Source organism: Victivallis sp. Marseille-Q1083, from assembly GCF_903645315.1.
In the GTDB taxonomy this organism is placed as follows: Bacteria; Verrucomicrobiota; Lentisphaeria; order Victivallales; family Victivallaceae; genus UMGS1518.
Map to the genome: position 1 here is coordinate 55,923 of NZ_CAHJXL010000001.1, position 16,816 is coordinate 72,738.

Here is a 16,816-nt window from a genome sequence, read left to right on the forward strand (position 1 = left end):
AATTCTGTCAGAATACCCAGATTTCCTGCCTTTTTCCCATTCCGGCCGGCAAACAACGCCGGCTTTCCCCGCCGGACCGGGAAAATTTCCCCGGTCCGGCCAAAATTTTCTACCACCGGATGCTCCGCTCCGTCACCTGATCATCCAGCAGATTGATGACCCGTACCCGCCATTCACCCGGATGCGGTTCGATTCCGTCATCGACGATGATTTCGATCCCGGCAGAACCGGCGCCGAAATGGTTGCCGGTCGCCGGTTTGAACAGCGTTCCATCCGGACGATAGACCTCCAGCCGGAAAATTCCATCCGCCTCCGAACCGCCGATTCTGACCTTCAGCAACCGCCCGTCCCGCTCCAAATGCAGCGAATACGGCTGCGTCGGCTCCGGCAGCAGCGCCAGCAGCCGCACGCCGTACGATTCCAACGCCGTTTCGAGGCGGTCGGACCGGGCGAGCAACCGCCGTTCCAGCAGATCGTAGATATAATACGGCCGTTCGAACTGCAATACGGCGTCTTTCTTTTCCTCTTTGCCGGCCGCCATCCGGGTCATCCCGACAAAGCGGCAGTCGCCCCGCCGGTAACGGCCGGCCTCGGCCGCCGCCGGCAACTGCAGTTGCCACTCATCCGCCACCCCGGCGGCCTTGAACGCCGTCCGGAACAGCGCCAATACCGGTTCGGCCAAAGCGTCCCTGGTACGAATCCGTCCGTAACGGTTCGGCAGAAAATTCAACAGCAGGTGGCCATCCCTGCCGATCATGATCCGCCGGTCGGCGGCGAACAGCGGCCGGCCGCCGGTCACCGTGACGGCCGGGTCGCCAAGTTCGATTTCCACTTCCCGGCCATCGACGGCCAGCAACTCGCCCGGCTGACCGCCGAACCCGCTGCGGAACTTCGCATCGACGCCGAAAATTTCCCGGAACGGATTGTTCTGCCGCACCGTGCCGTTGTCGTAGCAGCCGCCCGGCAGCACATCGGCAATCAACCTGCCGCCGGCAGCGACATAACGTTCGATCGCTTCGATGTCGGCATCGCTCATCGCCTGCGCCAGCGGCAGAATCAGATACGGCGATATTACCGGATCAAGCTTCGGCAGTTCTTCCGGCCCGACCACCAGCGGCCCCTGGTAACCGAGGTTGCCCAGCACGGCGGTCCAGCCGCCGAAATTGCGGTGATAGTTCCGCTTGTCGGCGACGATGTAGCCGAGAAAATCGGAGGCGTCGCTGGTCAGCATCGCCGGAATCGAGAAATAGAGCGCAAACGGCGAAGGCTCCCGGTTGGCCGGTTCGGTGATGACATCGAGACCGGACTGCTTGATTTCAAAGATCATATCCCGGAGCTGTTCGCCGTAATGGTTCAGCTTCAGGTCGCCGTGACGCATGAAATAGCCGTTGGCCCAATTGCCGTTGGCCCGCAGACCGGCCAGAATCTCCCGGTAGGTCTTTTCCCGGATATCCCGGACCGGCATATTGTAACCGGTCCAGTCCCCCAGGCCGGTGCCCGGCCGGGCGAAACTGCGCAGCACGTCGTCGACGCCGGTGTTCGGCTGATCGTAGGCCACGGCGCGGGTCAGATACTTCAACGCTTCGTGCCAGTCGAAGCCGGTGTACAAGTTGGTCAACACCATGCCGGAAATCGCCAGATTGCCCTGCGGATCGCCGGCTTTCATCCCGTCGTATTCCGCTTTGATCGCCCCGGTGACCGTCGTGAACATGAAATGGCGGTGGTCTATAAACGACGCGAACCGTTGTTTTTCGATCGCTTCGGCCGCGGTGTCGGGCTTCACGTCCTCCCAGGCAGCAAAATCGGTCCGCCAGGCGGCGTTCAACTCGTCCAGAGAAGCGTAGCGATCCTGCAGCCAGCGGCGAAAAGCCGCCAGGCACCACTGCGACTGGCAGTAATCATGCGGCAGATCCCAGTGGAACAACGAACACTCGTCGCCGATAAAGTAAAGGTTCGGACTGTAATCGGCCAAATTGGCGGCGACGGTTTCGGCGGTATCGCGCAACTCCTGCAAATACGCCGGATTGCTCAGGCAAGTCGGACGGCTGGTCGATTCCGGGCGCTCTTCGCCGATCCAGCCGAGGATGGTGCCGATGCCGAGCGCCACATAATTGACATCGTTGCGCAGCGCCGCTTCCGCGGCGGTCCGCTGCAGCGCCAGATTGGCATACTCGGCGTGGTAGCCGACCGTCTCGTCGAATCCCGTCTCCGCCAGCACCCGGTAATAATCGTCGGCGAAATAATTCGAACAGGCTCCCCAACTGGTGAAGGTCAACCCGGAGCGCGGCGGCAGTTTCGTCGTCCAGAACGTTTCCGCCCGGTCCAACTGCCGGCCGTCTTTGAACAAGGCCGCCTCGACCGTGCTCAGGTTGGTTTGCGGCGGCGTTTCCAACGTGGCGGCAAACGGCATTTCCGGCTGCAGACCGGTCAGCGTCCGGCGGTAGAGCACCCGGTCGTAAATGTCCCTGACGACCATGACGAGCTCCGCCCCGTCCAGGTTTCCGCGCAGCCGTATCGTCCCGGCCACCGGTTCGCCGGCCTGAAAGGTTTTCCGCGCCAGCGACAACTGTTCCAGCGCGCAGTCGGCCGGCCGGTTCTGCACGACGGTATACCAGTCGGCGGTATGGCCGTCGACTTTCAGAAAAACGTTGTAAAAGTAATCGCCGTCCAGCGTCATCTTTTCCAGCGGCAGCGCCAGCGGCAATTCGTTGCGGCCGGTCTGCAGCGCCGCTTCCGATTCGGCGCGGTCGACCACTTCGCCGTATTTGTCCCGGACTTCCAGCGTCACCGTTCCCTCGGCGGCGGCGACCGCCGTGACCGCCAAGGTCAGTTGACTTTCCCCGGCGGTCAGGCCGGTGATTTCAGCCGGCAGAGCCGTTTGCGCCGCCAGCCGGATGGCACGCAGAATCTGCGAGAAATGATAATCGTAATAGTTGAACGGACACCCCAGTTCGAAATCGGGATTCGGAATCATCCCGTAGCTGTCAATCATCCATTCCATCGGATTCTGGTTCAGGACATAATCGACCGAAATCACCTTCCCCGCGCCGCAGTCGTAGACCTTCAGCGGCATCGCCGTCCGGTCGTCACCGGCCGGGAGCGCATTGAGCTTGTCATAAGGCACCGCCCGATTAAGTTTGACCGTCTCCGCTTCGTTGTAACGCAACGCCAGACCGGTCGATTCGATGCCGTAAGGCGGATTGACGTAAACCAGTCCGGCGCCCGCTTCCACCTTCGCCCCGATTTTTTCCCGCACCTCCTCCGGCAGCACCTCCCAGCGGATCGCCGACGAAATCATGATGGCGTCATAATCGTTCTCGATCACGCTCCGGGCATAGCTGACCGGCTCCGGCGCCACCCAACTGCGGTTGTCGCCGGCATCGAAAGCAAGCTGATGCGGATAAGCGACTTCCACCAACTCAAAGTCGAAGTTGCCGCGCTTCGTCAGTTCGGCACTGTCATGATGGCTCCAGGCGGTCGCAAACAGCAGCAGGCGGGTTTTTTCCGCCGCATCGGCATTCCAACGGATAATTTCCTTTGAAAAATCAGTAAAAAATTCGGCATACGCCGGTGCATAGGCGAAAATCTTATTTTTCTCCGCCGCCGGTTCCGGGCGGAGTTTCTCGTCAAAGCTCCTGGTCAACGCGGCGATTTTCCGACCGTTTTCACCAGTCAACTCCAGCGTGACGAGCGGTTCATCGTCCGGCAGCGGAAATTCCACGTCAACCTCCTGCAATGCCTTCAAAGCGACCTTCCGCATCCCGCCGCCGCAGCGAACCCTGACGTCGCCGTAATCGCGATCGCTCCACAGCGTCGCCTTCAAACGGCCATTTTCCCGCGTCATCGCCGCGGCGATGTGGTTGTCGGCCGCCTCGACGGACCGGCAGCCATACAGCGGCGTGACCGTGTAGGAGGTCCGGAAGATGAAGTCGAACAGCGGGTCCTCCCGCTCCGGACGGGCCTGAATCATCGCCTGTCCCATCGCCAGCGGACGGATTTTCAACTCCGCAGTCAAATATTCCAAAGTCGGCTGGTTGACCGTTTCGCCGGGCAGCCAGTTGTAGAAACTGCGCAAATCCGGATAGCTGGTCTCCAGCAGAATGCCGTCGCCGGCATCGTTCAGCGCCGCCGCCCAGCCGGCCACCGCGTTGTTGACGGTGATGTCGCCGCTCGTTTCCGGCCAGTTGACCGCTTGCTGCGTCGTCCGGCCGGAAACGAAGTCCGGCCAGAAAGCATGCTCGGCAAACGGATAAAGATAACGGATGTTTCCGGTCCCTTCCGGGAACGGTACGGTAATAAACCAGAGCGCACCGAAGAAATCCTCCTTGCCGGGATTGTCGATCGCATAATCCACCTGCAAACTGGCCGTATGATCCTTCAGCGTATAAGTTTTGACCAGATGCAGCGGCGAATCGCCGTTTTCCAGCGTCACGAAACTGCCCCCGCCGTTATCGCCGCTGGCAACGACCTGCCATTTCGCTTTGGAAGTGAGGTCGATGGCGGCACCGCCGCAACGCAGCCGCTCCTGGCCGATCCCGCTGCCGCCCGGCGCCACATCGTCGCCGCGGGCTTCAACCAGATTGCCGCGGCCATTCTGACAAAACTGCTCCACCCGGCCGCCGTAATTCGGATTGATGAGTACCGTCAAATATTCATTGGACAATTGATAAAATGTCTGTCCGCCCCGGTCCACCGTAACGACCTCGGCGGCCACCGCCCAGCCCAGCAGCAAAGAGACGAGTGCGAAAATCTTCTTTTCATAAGTCATGAATCACCATTCCGTTCCAAAGGTTTGTCAGCTTGATACAATCAATATTCCGGGAGCGGAGCCGTCCGCTTCCGGAGTACGTCATCATTTTTTATGGCAAGAGAATTGGCGGAGCTCTACGGAATCGCCTCGCCTTTCACCGGGTAATAGCACAGATCCCATACGCGCTGCCAGGCATCGTCCGTCGGCTGCCGGACGGAAAGCGACTCACAGTGTCCGTCCGCAAAGGAGGCGTTGAGATAATTGCTGTGACGGAATGCTTCATCCGGACACATCCACTCCATCTCGCCCCATTGGCCAATCCAGCCATAGCCGTTGTGGGTATCGGTCATCAGCAGGGCCTGGCCGGAATTTTTGACATTGGAGAGCTTGCACGGCACGAAGTCGGTCGCCGAACCGTCCTCATTGATACAGCCGCCGATCCACATGTTCAAGCCATAGGTATTGTAGGTCTTGTCGCCGGAATAACTCGGGCACTCCATCGCGGCGTGATCGCCTTGCTTGAAATCACTCCAGGCAACAAGCTTGACGCCCATGTATTCCGCCAGTGGGGCAAACCAGCCGGTGTCGGATCCCCAACCGTAATAGATGACGGCGAGCGGCGCCGAATCATTGTTATCGTTGGCATACATATTGGTGGCCAGAGCCAATTGTTTGAGGTTGCTGGTGCATTTGATCGACACCGCTTTGGCTTTGGCTTTGCCCAGCGCCGGCAGCAGCATGCTGGCAAGAATCGCAATAATCGCAATCACGACCAGCAATTCAATCAGTGTGAATTTCATGTTGTGTTTCATTTTTTTCCTTACTTTGGTTGTTTTGAACATTTTTCGCCGGTGTTGGCGAAGCCTTTTCATTTTCAGCCAATCAAATCGGTTCCGGCAGCAATCGGCACAATTCCAATCAAGCGACAGAATTCAACCAAGACTTAACTGTTCCGGAACGGAATCTATAATAATTATAGCAAAAAATTTTCCGAATGTCAATACCTAAAATAAAAAACCGGAAATTTTTTTGCCTTTCCATCGTTTTTGAACGAGAAAATTCTCTGAAAAAATTTTTTTCCCTCGGAAAATCCAGGCTGAAACACTCATTCCGGCAGGCTGGATGCCCTAGCGGCTTGAGATTGCCGGTGCAGTCGATCGACATCGCTTTGGTCTTTGTTTTGCCCGGCACCGGCAGCAGCATACCGGCAAGAATTATGATAACAGCAATCACTATAGATTCGGCAATTAACATACGTGCAATATTTGCTTGATGGTGTATATTATCATCATGGAAACTCAAGATGCCCGAAAACTCGATAAGGTCGCTCTTGAAGAGCGGCGCAAGCAGGCCGTGAGATTGTATCAAAGCGGCAAATGTAATAATTGTACGGAAATCGGAAAAATCGTCGGAGCGCACCGCAACACGGTGGGCAAGTGGATAAGCAAGTGGAAAAAAAGCGGCTTGTCTGCTTTGAAAGTAAAGAAATGCGGTCGTCCAGTCGGCTTTGGACGCCGTCTGCTTCCGCATGAAGAGAGTAAGATACGGAAAGATTTGGTCGACCATTGTCCGGATCAGTTAAAATTGCCATTTGCGCTCTGGACTCGTCAGGCGGTACGGTTGCACATCAAGATTTCCTTTGGAATCGAAATACCAGTCCGAACCATGGGGGAGTACTTGAAACGCTGGGGATTTACGCCGCAAAAACCAGTTAAGAAAGCTTATCAGCGCAATGAGGCGCACGTTCAAAAATGGCTGATTGAGGAGTATCCCCGAATCAAAAAGCTGGCAAAATCAGAAGACGCGGATATCTTTTGGGGGGATGAAACAGGAATTCGCAATGACGAGGCCAAGGGCCGCAGTTATGCGCCGAAAGGCAACACTCCGGTGCAAGCAGTCAATCCGGTACGCGAAAAAGTTAATATGATCAGCGCGATTACCAACCAGGGGAAAACTCATTTCATGTTTTACAGCGAAACGATGACGGCTCAACTCCTGATCCAATTCATGGAACGTCTGATTCGTCAAAATGAGCGGAAAGTGTATTTGATTCTGGATAACCTGCGGGTTCACCACAGCAAAACGTTGACTGGCTTTCTGCAGGAAAACGCGGCTTTCATCAAGTTATTTTTCTTGCCGAGCTACAGTCCCGACCTGAACCCGGATGAATATCTCAACCGCGACTTGAAATCAAATCTGAACAACAAGCCCTTGGGACGCGCCAAAGGAAAAATAACCGAACATGCCAAGCAACATATGGAAATGATAGCTGAACAACCGGAACGAATCAAGAAATTATTCCATTCCAAGACTGTTTTATATGCAAGTTAGTTAGTTGCCGGTACAATATCAACAATTCAACCAATGTGATTTTTTTTCGACTTCTCATTTTTTCCCTGGAGTTAGTCGATTCAGACATTTTCCGCCGCTGCAACGGCAAATACAAAGGCAACTGTTTACCGTTTCAAACCATGCTAAACTGTTCCGGAACGTCCTCTTATTAGAAATAATAGCAAAAAATTTTCCAAATGTCAATAGCCAAAGCAAAAAATGGAAATTTTTTTTGAAACCTTTCACCTGCAAGCCCCCCAGATAAGCCCGGCAAAAGTTTGCCTAAAACTTCCGGGAACCTTCCCCCAAAGAAGGAACCGCCTTCCAGGAGAAACTCCACCCTGTTGAGAACTCGGCAGGAAATCACCCAGGCCAGCCGCTCCTCCCTCCCCCCGGGGGAGAATGCGAAACTGCAACGGTCATTTCAACCATGACCGCCTCTCCTTGATAATAAAAAAAGCATGAGTCCGGTCCACGACCGGACTCATGCCTGATTCAACCAATTCGTTCAAGTTTCCGGGTCAATCTCAATTTCCCCGGCGCGTCTTCAATATTCACGCTGCAGGAAAATAACCTTGCCCTGAATCTTGATTTGGGACGCGGGATAGACCTGGGTGGAGAAATCCGGATTGGCCGGGCGCAATTCCACCCGTCCGCCCCGCAGCGGGAAATAACTCTTGATCGTCGTCTCGTTGTCGACCATGCCGACAACGATATCGCCCGGACGAATGTTTTCGGTCTGCTTGACGATGACAATGTCGTCTTCGTAAATCCCCAGATCGCGCATGCTCTCTCCGGCCACCCGCAATGCGAAAAGCTTGTCATGGTCCGCCCGGTCCACCAGGGCGGCGTCGACGAACACTTCGCCTTCCTTGAATTCCAGGTTGTCCGCCGGCAAACCGGCATTGATCCGGCCCAGCAGCGGAATCGGCAGCACGAAAGACATATGCTTGATCGGACGCCTGGTCTGGCTCAAGCTGATGCTGCGCGCTTTGGAACTGCGGGACAATTGATTCTTGCGCTGCAGTGCTTTCAGATGGGCAAAAACCGTTGAAGTTTTGATGTCAAAATGTTCGGCGATCTCGTAGACCGTCGGCGACATTCCTTCTTTCTCCAGAAAATCCTCAATGAAATCGAGAATATTTTTCTGTTTTTCCGTCAAAGCTTTCACGACACATTCTCCTTGTTTTGTAACGCAATTAACGTAAACTTCAGCTTCCCAACTCTCTCGTTCACGTTCTCTCCCCGTACTCTCCTTCAAAAAGAACTTCGTTGAATCAACGATGCCCCTGTTTGGAAACATTTTTCCCGGCAAACTGCCGCCGGATCCGTTTTCATTTCGAACCCGGCTTCAATTCACGCCAAAAAACAGGATCACATATTTGTCATCCAATTTTCCGACAAGCACCCGGAAAAGAGTATTCACCGTCACCACTTCCGCCGGTCCGGCCCCATCCTCCGGCTGCCCCTGCAACGTAAGCTTCCAGAGGAATAACCGCATCGGCGGCTGTTCCAGCATAGTCAGATACTCGTAGCCGGTCAACTCTCCGCTGCCGACCAGCATCCGACAGAAATCGGAAAAAACCTGCTCAGAGACTTTGGCGGTCAACTCCGGCGCCAAATCGGCGCAGGCGCGCTCATAATCACGCGTTCTGACCGCTTCCAAAAGGTTTTCCCCGCAACGACGGCCGATCGCGACGGCCTCCGCTTCCGGCATGGAGGCGATCCCGGTATATTCCGGCGTTTTCGCCGTTTCCGCCGTCTCGGTCCGGCAGCCGGCCGACAGCGCGGCCAGCATACCGCCGCATAGACCGATTCTCAACCAACCGCGCATGCCATTCACCTGCTAGTTACGGGCCGACAAATTTGCGCAGAAAGCGGCCAAACGGCTGCACGCTTTCCGGATGTTCTCTTCCGAACAGGCATAGGACAACCGGATGTGCCCCTCGGCGCCGAACGACCAGCACGGCACCACCGCCAGCAGTTCCTCCTCGAGCAGCCGCGTGCAAAATTCCTCCGACCCCAGCCCGAACGAAGAAATGTCGCAGAAAATGTAAAACGCTCCCTGCGGCCGCACGCATTTGACACCCGGAATCGCACTGATCAATGAATAGATCAGATCACGGCGCTCGGCAAACGCCCGGCGCATCCGCTCGACATCCGCCTTGGCCTGGTCGAACGCCACCAACGCGCCGTACTGGGCGAAGGTCGTCGGATTGCTCGTCGAATGACTCTGCAGCGCGACAATCCGTTTGGTCAGCCAGGCCGGCGCGGTCAGATAGCCCAACCGCCAGCCGGTCATCGCGTAGGTTTTGCTGAACCCGTTGACCGTGACGGTCAAATCGGCGATTTCCGGGCTCAGCGAAGCGATGCTGACATGCGGAAATTCCGGATCGTAAATCAATTTCTCATAAATTTCATCGGCCAGCACCATCACATTGTGACGCACCGCCACCGCCGCGATCGCCCGCAAGGTTTCCGGCCGGTAAACCGCGCCGGTCGGATTGGACGGCGTATTCAAAATCAACAGTCGGGTTTTATCGGTAATCGCCGCTTCGAACGCGGCCGGATCCAATTCATAATTGTCGTCGGCCGACGTTTCAACCGCTACCAACCTGGCACCGCTGGCCTTGACAATCTCCGGATAGCTCAGCCAGTACGGCGCCGGGATGATCACTTCGTCGCCGGGCCCGCAGAGCGCCGCCACCGCACTGAACACCGAAAATTTGGCGCCCGGCGCGATGACCACCTGGCCGGTGGTGGTTTCGACCTGGTTGTCTTCGCGGAATTTTTTGACAATCGCCTGCTTCAGCTCCAACAAGCCGCTGGCCGGCGTATAACCGACTTTCCCGGCTTTCAAAGCGGCGATACAGGCTTCCTTGATCACTTCCGGCGTATCGAAATCGGGCTCTCCCGCCGACATGCTGCAGACATCAATTCCGTCCGCTTTCATCGCCTTGGCTTTCGCACTGATCGCCAGCGTTGCCGAGGGCGTCAACGCCCCCATGAAACCGCTACAACTTTGTAAGTCTCTCATAATTGCTGTGTTGTTTCCTAAAAAAAATTAACCGGTTAACCCAAACAATACAATCGATAATGTAACCTTCTTTTGGCAAAAAAAAAGGTTCCAAACAAATTTTTTTACGCTTTATTAGACAATAATGCCACAAAATACCATAACTTTTACGTCTAAATAAGCATTTATCTAAAAATTTCCCGCTTCAGCTTTCCCCTCCTTCTTCACCGAAACGACGGCGGCTCAACCGGTAAACCCGGTCGTGCGGCCGAACTTTCGACGGCACCGGCACCGAGCAAACCGTCCCCTTCGGCGCGTCGTCCCGCCGGATATCATCCTGCCGGATTTCCGAAACGACGAACTCCATGGCGCCGGTGGTCGGCCCGGTGACCAGCAGCCGGTCGCCGCAGTGCAGCGCAGCAGCAGACAATTCCAATTCCGCCACGCCGAGGCGGTTGAAGTAACGAATCACCGCCCCAACCTGCGTTTTGAGATATGCCACCTGATTGCCGCCGCCCGGACTCCACTGCGCCAGCGGCTCCCCCAGGTAATAGCCGCCATACCAGAAGCCGCGGTTGAACACCGTCTCCAGCCGGTTCTCCAAAGCGGTCACCGCTTCCGGCCCGAACCGGCCGGCCGCCACCAGATCCACCGCCTGCCGATAACAACCGGTCACCGTCGCCACGTAATCGGCCGAACGGCCGCGGCCTTCCAGCTTCAAGACGTCCACACCGGCCTCCAGCAGCCGGTCGACGAAGCGGATCGTGCAGAGATCCTTCGGCGACATGACGTATTCCCCGGCCAGCTCCAACTCGCTGCCGGAATCCAGGTCGGTCACCCGGTAACGCCGCCGGCAGTTCTGGAAACAGCCGCCGCGGTTGGCCGATGCCTGATAGGCCGCCAGACTCATGTAACAACGCCCGGAAACCGCCACGCACAAGGCGCCGTGGGCAAACACTTCCAGCCTCAGGCGCCGGCCGCCCGGGCCGGCAATGTTCTCGCGCCGGATTGCCGCGGCGATTTCGGCAATCCGGGACAATGGCAGCTCCCGGGCCAATACCACCAGCTCGGCATAACGCGCATAAAAACGCAACGCCGCCAGATTGCTGACGTTGGCCTGGACGGAAACGTGCACGCCGAGCCCGATGGCGGCGGCGTATTCAATGACGCTCCAGTCGGCGGCGATGACGGCATCGACTCCGGCCGCCAGCGCCGCGTCGCACAACTGCCGGATCAACGGCAGTTCCGCATCGTAAACGACGATGTTCAGCGTCAGGTAAGCCCGCGCGCCGCACCGGCGGCAGAGGCGGACCACCTTCGGCAGGTCGGCCATCCGGAAGTTGGCCGTCGACCGGGAGCGCATATTCAGCTCGCCGACGCCGAAGTAGACCGCATCGGCGCCGGACCGCAATGCCGCCGCCAGCGATTCAAAGGAACCGGCCGGCGCCAGCACTTCACAGTTCGTGATTTCAGGGGAGTGGTCCATCGGATTCGCAAATCATTCCTGTTCGCAAAAGAAAGCTGCCTCCGGAACTTCCGGAGGCAGATGCTTCAATGAAATTATTCCGCCGGTTCCAATTCGGCCAACACCAGAATCGAAGCCAGCTTCAGCGTTTTGCCGCTGCCGGAAAAAGTCCAGTCAGGATGCCCCTCCGGCCGGGAACCGATCCCGATGTCGCAACCGATGCCGGCGCCCCAGTTGTTATAGGCGAAAAGCGTTTTGCCGGCCTGGTAGTCGTGCAGTTGCATCGAGCCGTATCCCGGCGCGCTGCCGGAGCTCTCATCGCCGAAATCGTACGATTCATTCGACGCGCCCGGCACTTTGGCCGCATTGGGCATGCCGTAATTGGCCGGCCAGAATTCGATATTGCCGCGGGCGATCGCGCCGGCGGGCACGCCCGGCACATTGGAAGCGACCTGCAAATCTTCGACAAAGGTCTGGAAAAACGCGCCGCTCGCCGCGGTGGGCACCCCGATCTTCGCCAGATCATCGGTGAACGGTTTCAGGCTCACCCAGAGATACCGCATGGTGCCGGCTTCATCGACCAACTGGACGAAATAACCGACTCGTTTCAGCTGACGCCCGGCCAGCGCCGCATGGCGGTCCAACTCATAGCGGATGGCGCGGTTGCCGTCCATCATCACGCTGTCCAGCGGATTGAGTTTATAAACCAGCTCGAACTGTTTCGCCTCCGGCACCAAATCATCCAGTTCGCCGCGTTCCGGCAGCGAACCGGCCCGGAAAGCGCCGCACGGCAGACCTTCCTCGTCCCGCAAATTCGGCTCCGCCAGCATGCTCCAGGCGAAACGCACCATCACCGGCGCATTGACTTCCGGGGCGGACAGCACGATATCGGTGCCGTCGATCACCGCTTCCGCCGGATAGAACAAGCCATTCTTGCCGGCAATCTCGAACCAGTCCGGCGCCTTGCCGTCGGCGGTCCGGAGCGACTTGGCGCCCCGGAAGGAAACGATCACCCTGTCGCCGTCGATCCGATGGGAATCGTAACGCGGGAAATCGTAACCGGCGTCCTTCTGGCCGTACTCGTACTGCATCGCCTGCTTGAACAGGCGGAAACCGACGGTTTGCTTGTCGGTCGGGTGGATATCGTTGACATTGCCGACATCGTTGATGACCACCATATGGGCCCGCGGCTCGGCATCGGCGAATTCCTGCTGCGTCTCCCACATATCCGGCAAATTGTAAGGCGAGCCGCCATAGTTGTACGGGGCCAACTGGACGAAATAAATCGGCAGATCGGCATTTTCAAACACCTTGCGCCAGCCGCCGATCAGCGAAGCCATCCGCCCTCGGTAATAGGCGTTGTCCGGCCGGATGTTCGCTTCGCCCTGATACCAGAGTACGCCACGCAGCGCAAAAGGCGCCAACGGACGGATCATCGCATTGTAAAGCACCGTCGGCTGCCAGGGATGCCCTTCCTGCTGAAACGGTTTCAATTCCTCCGGATAAGCCGGCGGCGGTTCCGGCATCATGCCGTCTGCCAGCGCCTTCCGGTTTTTTTCCAGCCAGGCGGCCTGTTCCGCCAGCGTCCGGGTCAGCAATTCGCGCTGCCGCGGCGAACCGGGCGTCTTGGCGGCAATCAGGTCCAGAATATCCGCATTGCCGTCAACCATCGCGAACCCTTCCGGCGACGTCCAGGGGTCAATCCCGGTACCGCCCCAGTGGGAACTGATCAAACCGACCGGCACCTGCAACTCCTTCTGCAAATCCCGGCCGAAGAAATAACCGACCGCCGAAAAAGGACCGACCGTCTCCGGCGAACACACCTCCCAGGCCGATTCCACATCGTCGAACGGCGTGCCGCTCATTTTGTAAGGCACCTTGAACAGACGGATCTGCGGGTGGTCGGCCGCGGCGACTTCCGCATTGCCGTCGACGCTGGCCACCGTGCGCCACTCCATATTGGACTGCCCGGAGCAGAGCCATACTTCGCCGACCAGGACATCCGACAATTCGAGACGGTTCCCGCCCTCCACCGTCAGAGTCAGCGGACCACCGGCCGCCATCGCCGGCAGCGTCACGCGCCATTGGCCCGCTTCATCGGCGACAGTCGAAACGGTTGCGTCCGCCTGGTCCGGCTTCGACATTTTCACCGTCACCGTCACCGTTTCGCCCGGATCGGCCCAGCCCCAGACCGGACAGGGCCGTTCCCGCTGCAGCACCATGTGATCGGAGAACAATGCCGGCAATCTTACTTCCGCCGGCGCCAGCGGCGCCGTCAAAGCAATTCCTGCCGCCAACCAACACTTCCAGTTCATTTCTCTTCCCTCCTTACTGATTTTTCGGCTTACTGAACAATTTATCCAATCCCTCGCGAACCGAATCACCGACGCCTTCCACCGATTCTCGGACATCATTCAGCGATTTGCCCACGCCTTGAAACGCTTCGTTCAAATTGGCGGTCAAATTGTTCTGAAAGGCTTCGACATCGAAATCCGGCAATTTCGCATTGGTGATGATCCGGCTGATGTTGAGCAGCAATTCATTGAAGAACTGGGCAATCATCTCCGGATAATTGCGCCCTTCGCCCAGATTGTCCATTTCGATTTTCGGCAGGGCGATCTTGATATTCTGCCCCAGCATTTTATTCGCCAGGGTCAGAGAGCCATCCTGGACGATCAGTTTCCGGATGACCACCTGTTTCGTCTTCCCTTCCGGTTCCGGCGCCGCCGGCTGATCTTTCGGCGGGGCGACTTCCGCGACGAATTTCTCGATGTTTTTCTGGATCATGCCCAGATTGCTGCCGTTGACCGTCAATTCATAGTCGATATTCAACCCGGAAATTTCCACCAGATCGACGATGATCTTATCGGACATCACCGAACCGATCTGCAGCTTCACATTGAGCGCAGTAAATCCCAACGCATCCGGCATCTGGAATCCATCCGGATTGGCGACCTGCAACTCTTTGATGGCCAGGCTGCCGCCGAATACCGACAGCTGAATGCTGTCAACCCCCACCCGGGTGCCGGTCGCTTTGCCGCCGACGGTACGAACCGCGCCGGCGATGATCGAATTCAGAAAAATAAGAACGACGACAATGAGGACCACCAACAGCACGACCACCCCGCCGACGATCTTCCACAACCAACGTTTTTTCGTTTTCTTTTCACTGCTCATAGCCACTTTCCTCCTCTATTTTTGGGATGGCGCGGGCCCTCTCGGCCCTTCTGAAATATCCGGAAAAGCAAAAACGGCGCCAAGCCGCCCACCGGGCAACCGGACGCCGAATCTCTGCAAACTTCAACGCTTCTTACAACAATTCCGCAATCTGAACCGCGTTCAGCGCAGCACCCTTCAGCACCTGGTCGCCACTGACGAAAATATCCAGCCCGCGCTTGTCGTCCCGCGAAATATCCTGGCGAATCCGTCCGACCAGCACGTCGTACTGCTCACTGGCGTCGACCGGCATCGGATAGCACCGGTTGGCCGGATCGTCGACCAGCTTGACCCCCGGCGCGCCGCGCAGAATTTCCCGCGCCTCTTCCGGGGTAATTTCACGCTCGAATTCCAGATTCAACGCTTCGGAATGAGCCCGGAAAATCGGCACCCGCACGCAGGTGCAGGAGACTTTCAGCGTCGGCAGATGAAGCATTTTCCGGCTTTCATTGAGCATTTTAAGCTCTTCCTTGGTATAACCGTTCTCATTGAAAACGTCGATATGCGGGATCAGGTTGAAGCCGATGCGATGTGCAAACGCTTTCGGCGCGATCGGTTCGCCGTTCAACAACTGCCGGGTCTGCAGCTCCAGCTCGGCCATCCCCTTGGCGCCGGCGCCGCTGGTCGCCTGATAGGTCGCCGCCACCAGCCGCTTCAAGCCTCTGGCCCGATGCAGCGGCGCGACCGCCACCAGCATGATGATCGTCGTGCAGTTCGGGTTGGCGATGATGCCGTGATGGCCGGCGATGTCTTCCGGATTGACTTCCGGCACCACCAGCGGCACATCCTCCCGCATCCGGAACGCGCTGGAATTGTCGATCATCACCGCGCCGGAATCGACGACCGACTGGGCGAATTCCTTCGAAATGTCGCCGCCGGCGCTGAACAGCGCGATGTCGACGCCGCGGAAAGAATCCTTCGTCAGCTCTTCGACCTTCACGGCCGTATCCTTGAACTTCATCTCCTTGCCGACCGAACGGCTGGAAGCCAGCAAACGCAGATTCCTGACCGGAAAATTCCGTTTTTCCAGCGTCTTGATCATCTCGACGCCTACCGCGCCGGTCGCCCCGGCCACGGCAACATTGTACTCTTTTACCATTCCGTTATACTCCGAAAACTGATTCCGATACTCTCATTCTCGATTCATGACAAAAACAATACTATAGAAGCGAATTGCGCATTTGCAAACCAGAAACGCTCCGAACCGCCTGGATTCTCCGCTGAAAATAACCGTCGCAATCAACCCGGACGATTGAAAAACCGCAAAGCAGTCCGGGCGGCGGACCGAAGGTCTTTTTCATCCCCTGCTTTGCAGCGCTTCCGCTTCCAGCCCTTCAAGCACAGTGTCGCGCGGCGCCGGCCGTAACCGCCGGCGGTATTTTTTCTCATCGCCGCACCGGATCAGAACGTAGCGCCCGGCCTCCAGAAAGCCGGCCAGCGATTCGGCAATCAATACGGAGTGACCGGTCTGGCAGTTGTAGAAATAAACCGGCAACTGTCCGGCCCGTTCCCGCCCCGGACAGAAGAAATAAGAGTTGCCCTGTCCGTCGGTCGCCAACACAAAATGATCCTCCCGGATGCCTTCCGAAACGGCGATGAAATCTTTCACATACCACTGGACCGTCTTCTGGTCCGGCGCCGTTACCGACAGGAAAACTTTCCGCTGCGCCCGGGCGCCGGAATGGTAGAAGGCCTTCAACGGTTCCGGAGCTTCACAGCCGAACTGCTGCCGGAACTGCCGCCAGCCGCACTCATCGTCCAGGCGGTCGGGCCGATAATATTTCTCCCTCGCCCAGGCCGGCAATTCGGTCAACGGCACCAACCGGCCCCTGCGGCGCCGAAACAGAAGATACCAACCGGCGACCGCCGCCGCCATCGCGGCAATGATTGCAATTCCACCGACCACCCATCCGACCGAAACGACCTGGCTCATCGTGACACCCTTAAAAATCTCATTTCATTTTTTCAACTTCCCGGCGCGGTTACCGCCGGCTCCTCCAACCCCAACGCAACGCAATCGATCTGTATTCCCAACTTT

12 protein-coding genes are annotated in these 16,816 nt (G+C 57.4%); 1 reads left to right on the top strand and 11 read right to left on the bottom strand.

Annotation, left to right across the window (positions count from 1 at the left end; genetic code table 11):
- Positions 1-109: 109 nt before the first annotated feature.
- From HWX74_RS00190 to HWX74_RS00200, 3 genes are all read right to left on the bottom strand, one after another.
- A complete protein-coding gene (locus HWX74_RS00190) occupies positions 110-4,768 on the bottom strand; it encodes a beta-galactosidase (RefSeq protein ID WP_176011599.1) in 4,659 nt (1,552 codons plus the stop codon).
- Positions 4,769-4,884: 116 nt separating this feature from the next.
- Entirely contained in the window at positions 4,885-5,562 is a 678-nt protein-coding gene (locus HWX74_RS00195) for a type II secretion system protein (protein ID WP_217704803.1), read from the bottom strand.
- A gap of 106 nt (positions 5,563-5,668) precedes the next feature.
- Positions 5,669-6,052, bottom strand: a complete 384-nt coding sequence (locus HWX74_RS00200) for a hypothetical protein (RefSeq protein WP_176011601.1) — start codon at positions 6,050-6,052, stop codon at positions 5,669-5,671.
- On the opposite strand from HWX74_RS00200, the gene HWX74_RS00205 reads away from it, so the two are divergent.
- A complete protein-coding gene (locus HWX74_RS00205; RefSeq protein ID WP_176011602.1) occupies positions 6,041-7,081 on the top strand; it encodes an IS630 family transposase in 1,041 nt (346 codons plus the stop codon). The genes HWX74_RS00200 and HWX74_RS00205 overlap by 12 nt on opposite strands.
- A 547-nt stretch (positions 7,082-7,628) precedes the next feature.
- Here HWX74_RS00205 and lexA read toward each other — a convergent pair.
- The 8 genes from lexA to HWX74_RS00245 form a co-directional block, all read right to left on the bottom strand.
- Positions 7,629-8,252, bottom strand: a complete 624-nt coding sequence (gene lexA / locus HWX74_RS00210; RefSeq protein WP_176011603.1) for a transcriptional repressor LexA — start codon at positions 8,250-8,252, stop codon at positions 7,629-7,631.
- Between the two features lie 180 nt (positions 8,253-8,432).
- Positions 8,433-8,915: a hypothetical protein gene (locus tag HWX74_RS00215; RefSeq protein ID WP_176011604.1), complete on the bottom strand. Its 483-nt coding sequence runs from the start codon at positions 8,913-8,915 to the stop codon at positions 8,433-8,435.
- Between the two features lie 12 nt (positions 8,916-8,927).
- On the bottom strand, positions 8,928-10,118 hold the full coding sequence (locus HWX74_RS00220) for a pyridoxal phosphate-dependent aminotransferase (protein ID WP_176011605.1): 1,191 nt from the start codon (positions 10,116-10,118) through the stop codon (positions 8,928-8,930).
- A gap of 184 nt (positions 10,119-10,302) precedes the next feature.
- The gene (locus HWX74_RS00225) at positions 10,303-11,583 is read right to left on the bottom strand and encodes a peptidase U32 family protein (RefSeq protein ID WP_176011606.1); all 1,281 of its coding nucleotides are present in this window, start codon (positions 11,581-11,583) and stop codon (positions 10,303-10,305) included.
- 74 nt (positions 11,584-11,657) lie between these two features.
- Positions 11,658-13,877, bottom strand: a complete 2,220-nt coding sequence (locus tag HWX74_RS00230; protein ID WP_176011607.1) for a sialate O-acetylesterase — start codon at positions 13,875-13,877, stop codon at positions 11,658-11,660.
- Between the two features lie 13 nt (positions 13,878-13,890).
- Positions 13,891-14,739 carry a hypothetical protein gene (locus HWX74_RS00235; protein WP_176011608.1) on the bottom strand — a complete coding sequence of 283 codons (849 nt, stop codon included), beginning with the start codon at positions 14,737-14,739 and terminating at the stop codon, positions 13,891-13,893.
- A 133-nt stretch (positions 14,740-14,872) separates the two neighbouring features.
- Entirely contained in the window at positions 14,873-15,877 is a 1,005-nt protein-coding gene (locus HWX74_RS00240) for an aspartate-semialdehyde dehydrogenase (RefSeq protein WP_176011609.1), read from the bottom strand.
- A gap of 198 nt (positions 15,878-16,075) precedes the next feature.
- Positions 16,076-16,711 (bottom strand): SMI1/KNR4 family protein, encoded by a 636-nt coding sequence (locus tag HWX74_RS00245; protein ID WP_176011610.1) that lies wholly within the window; start codon positions 16,709-16,711, stop codon positions 16,076-16,078.
- Positions 16,712-16,816: the final 105 nt, after the last annotated feature.

Bases quoted from the DNA above. Each gene is read 5' to 3' on its own strand.
- HWX74_RS00190 (WP_176011599.1), bottom strand. From the start codon at position 4,768: ATGACTTATGAAAAGAAGATTTTCGCACTCGTCTCTTTGCTGCTGGGC.
- HWX74_RS00195 (WP_217704803.1), bottom strand. From the start codon at position 5,562: ATGAAACACAACATGAAATTCACACTGATTGAATTGCTGGTCGTGATT.
- HWX74_RS00205 (WP_176011602.1), top strand. From the start codon at position 6,041: ATGGAAACTCAAGATGCCCGAAAACTCGATAAGGTCGCTCTTGAAGAG.
- HWX74_RS00215 (WP_176011604.1), bottom strand. From the start codon at position 8,915: ATGCGCGGTTGGTTGAGAATCGGTCTATGCGGCGGTATGCTGGCCGCG.
- HWX74_RS00220 (WP_176011605.1), bottom strand. From the start codon at position 10,118: ATGAGAGACTTACAAAGTTGTAGCGGTTTCATGGGGGCGTTGACGCCC.
- HWX74_RS00225 (WP_176011606.1), bottom strand. From the start codon at position 11,583: ATGGACCACTCCCCTGAAATCACGAACTGTGAAGTGCTGGCGCCGGCC.
- HWX74_RS00230 (WP_176011607.1), bottom strand. From the start codon at position 13,877: ATGAACTGGAAGTGTTGGTTGGCGGCAGGAATTGCTTTGACGGCGCCG.
- HWX74_RS00235 (WP_176011608.1), bottom strand. From the start codon at position 14,739: ATGAGCAGTGAAAAGAAAACGAAAAAACGTTGGTTGTGGAAGATCGTC.
- HWX74_RS00240 (WP_176011609.1), bottom strand. From the start codon at position 15,877: ATGGTAAAAGAGTACAATGTTGCCGTGGCCGGGGCGACCGGCGCGGTA.
- HWX74_RS00245 (WP_176011610.1), bottom strand. From the start codon at position 16,711: ATGAGCCAGGTCGTTTCGGTCGGATGGGTGGTCGGTGGAATTGCAATC.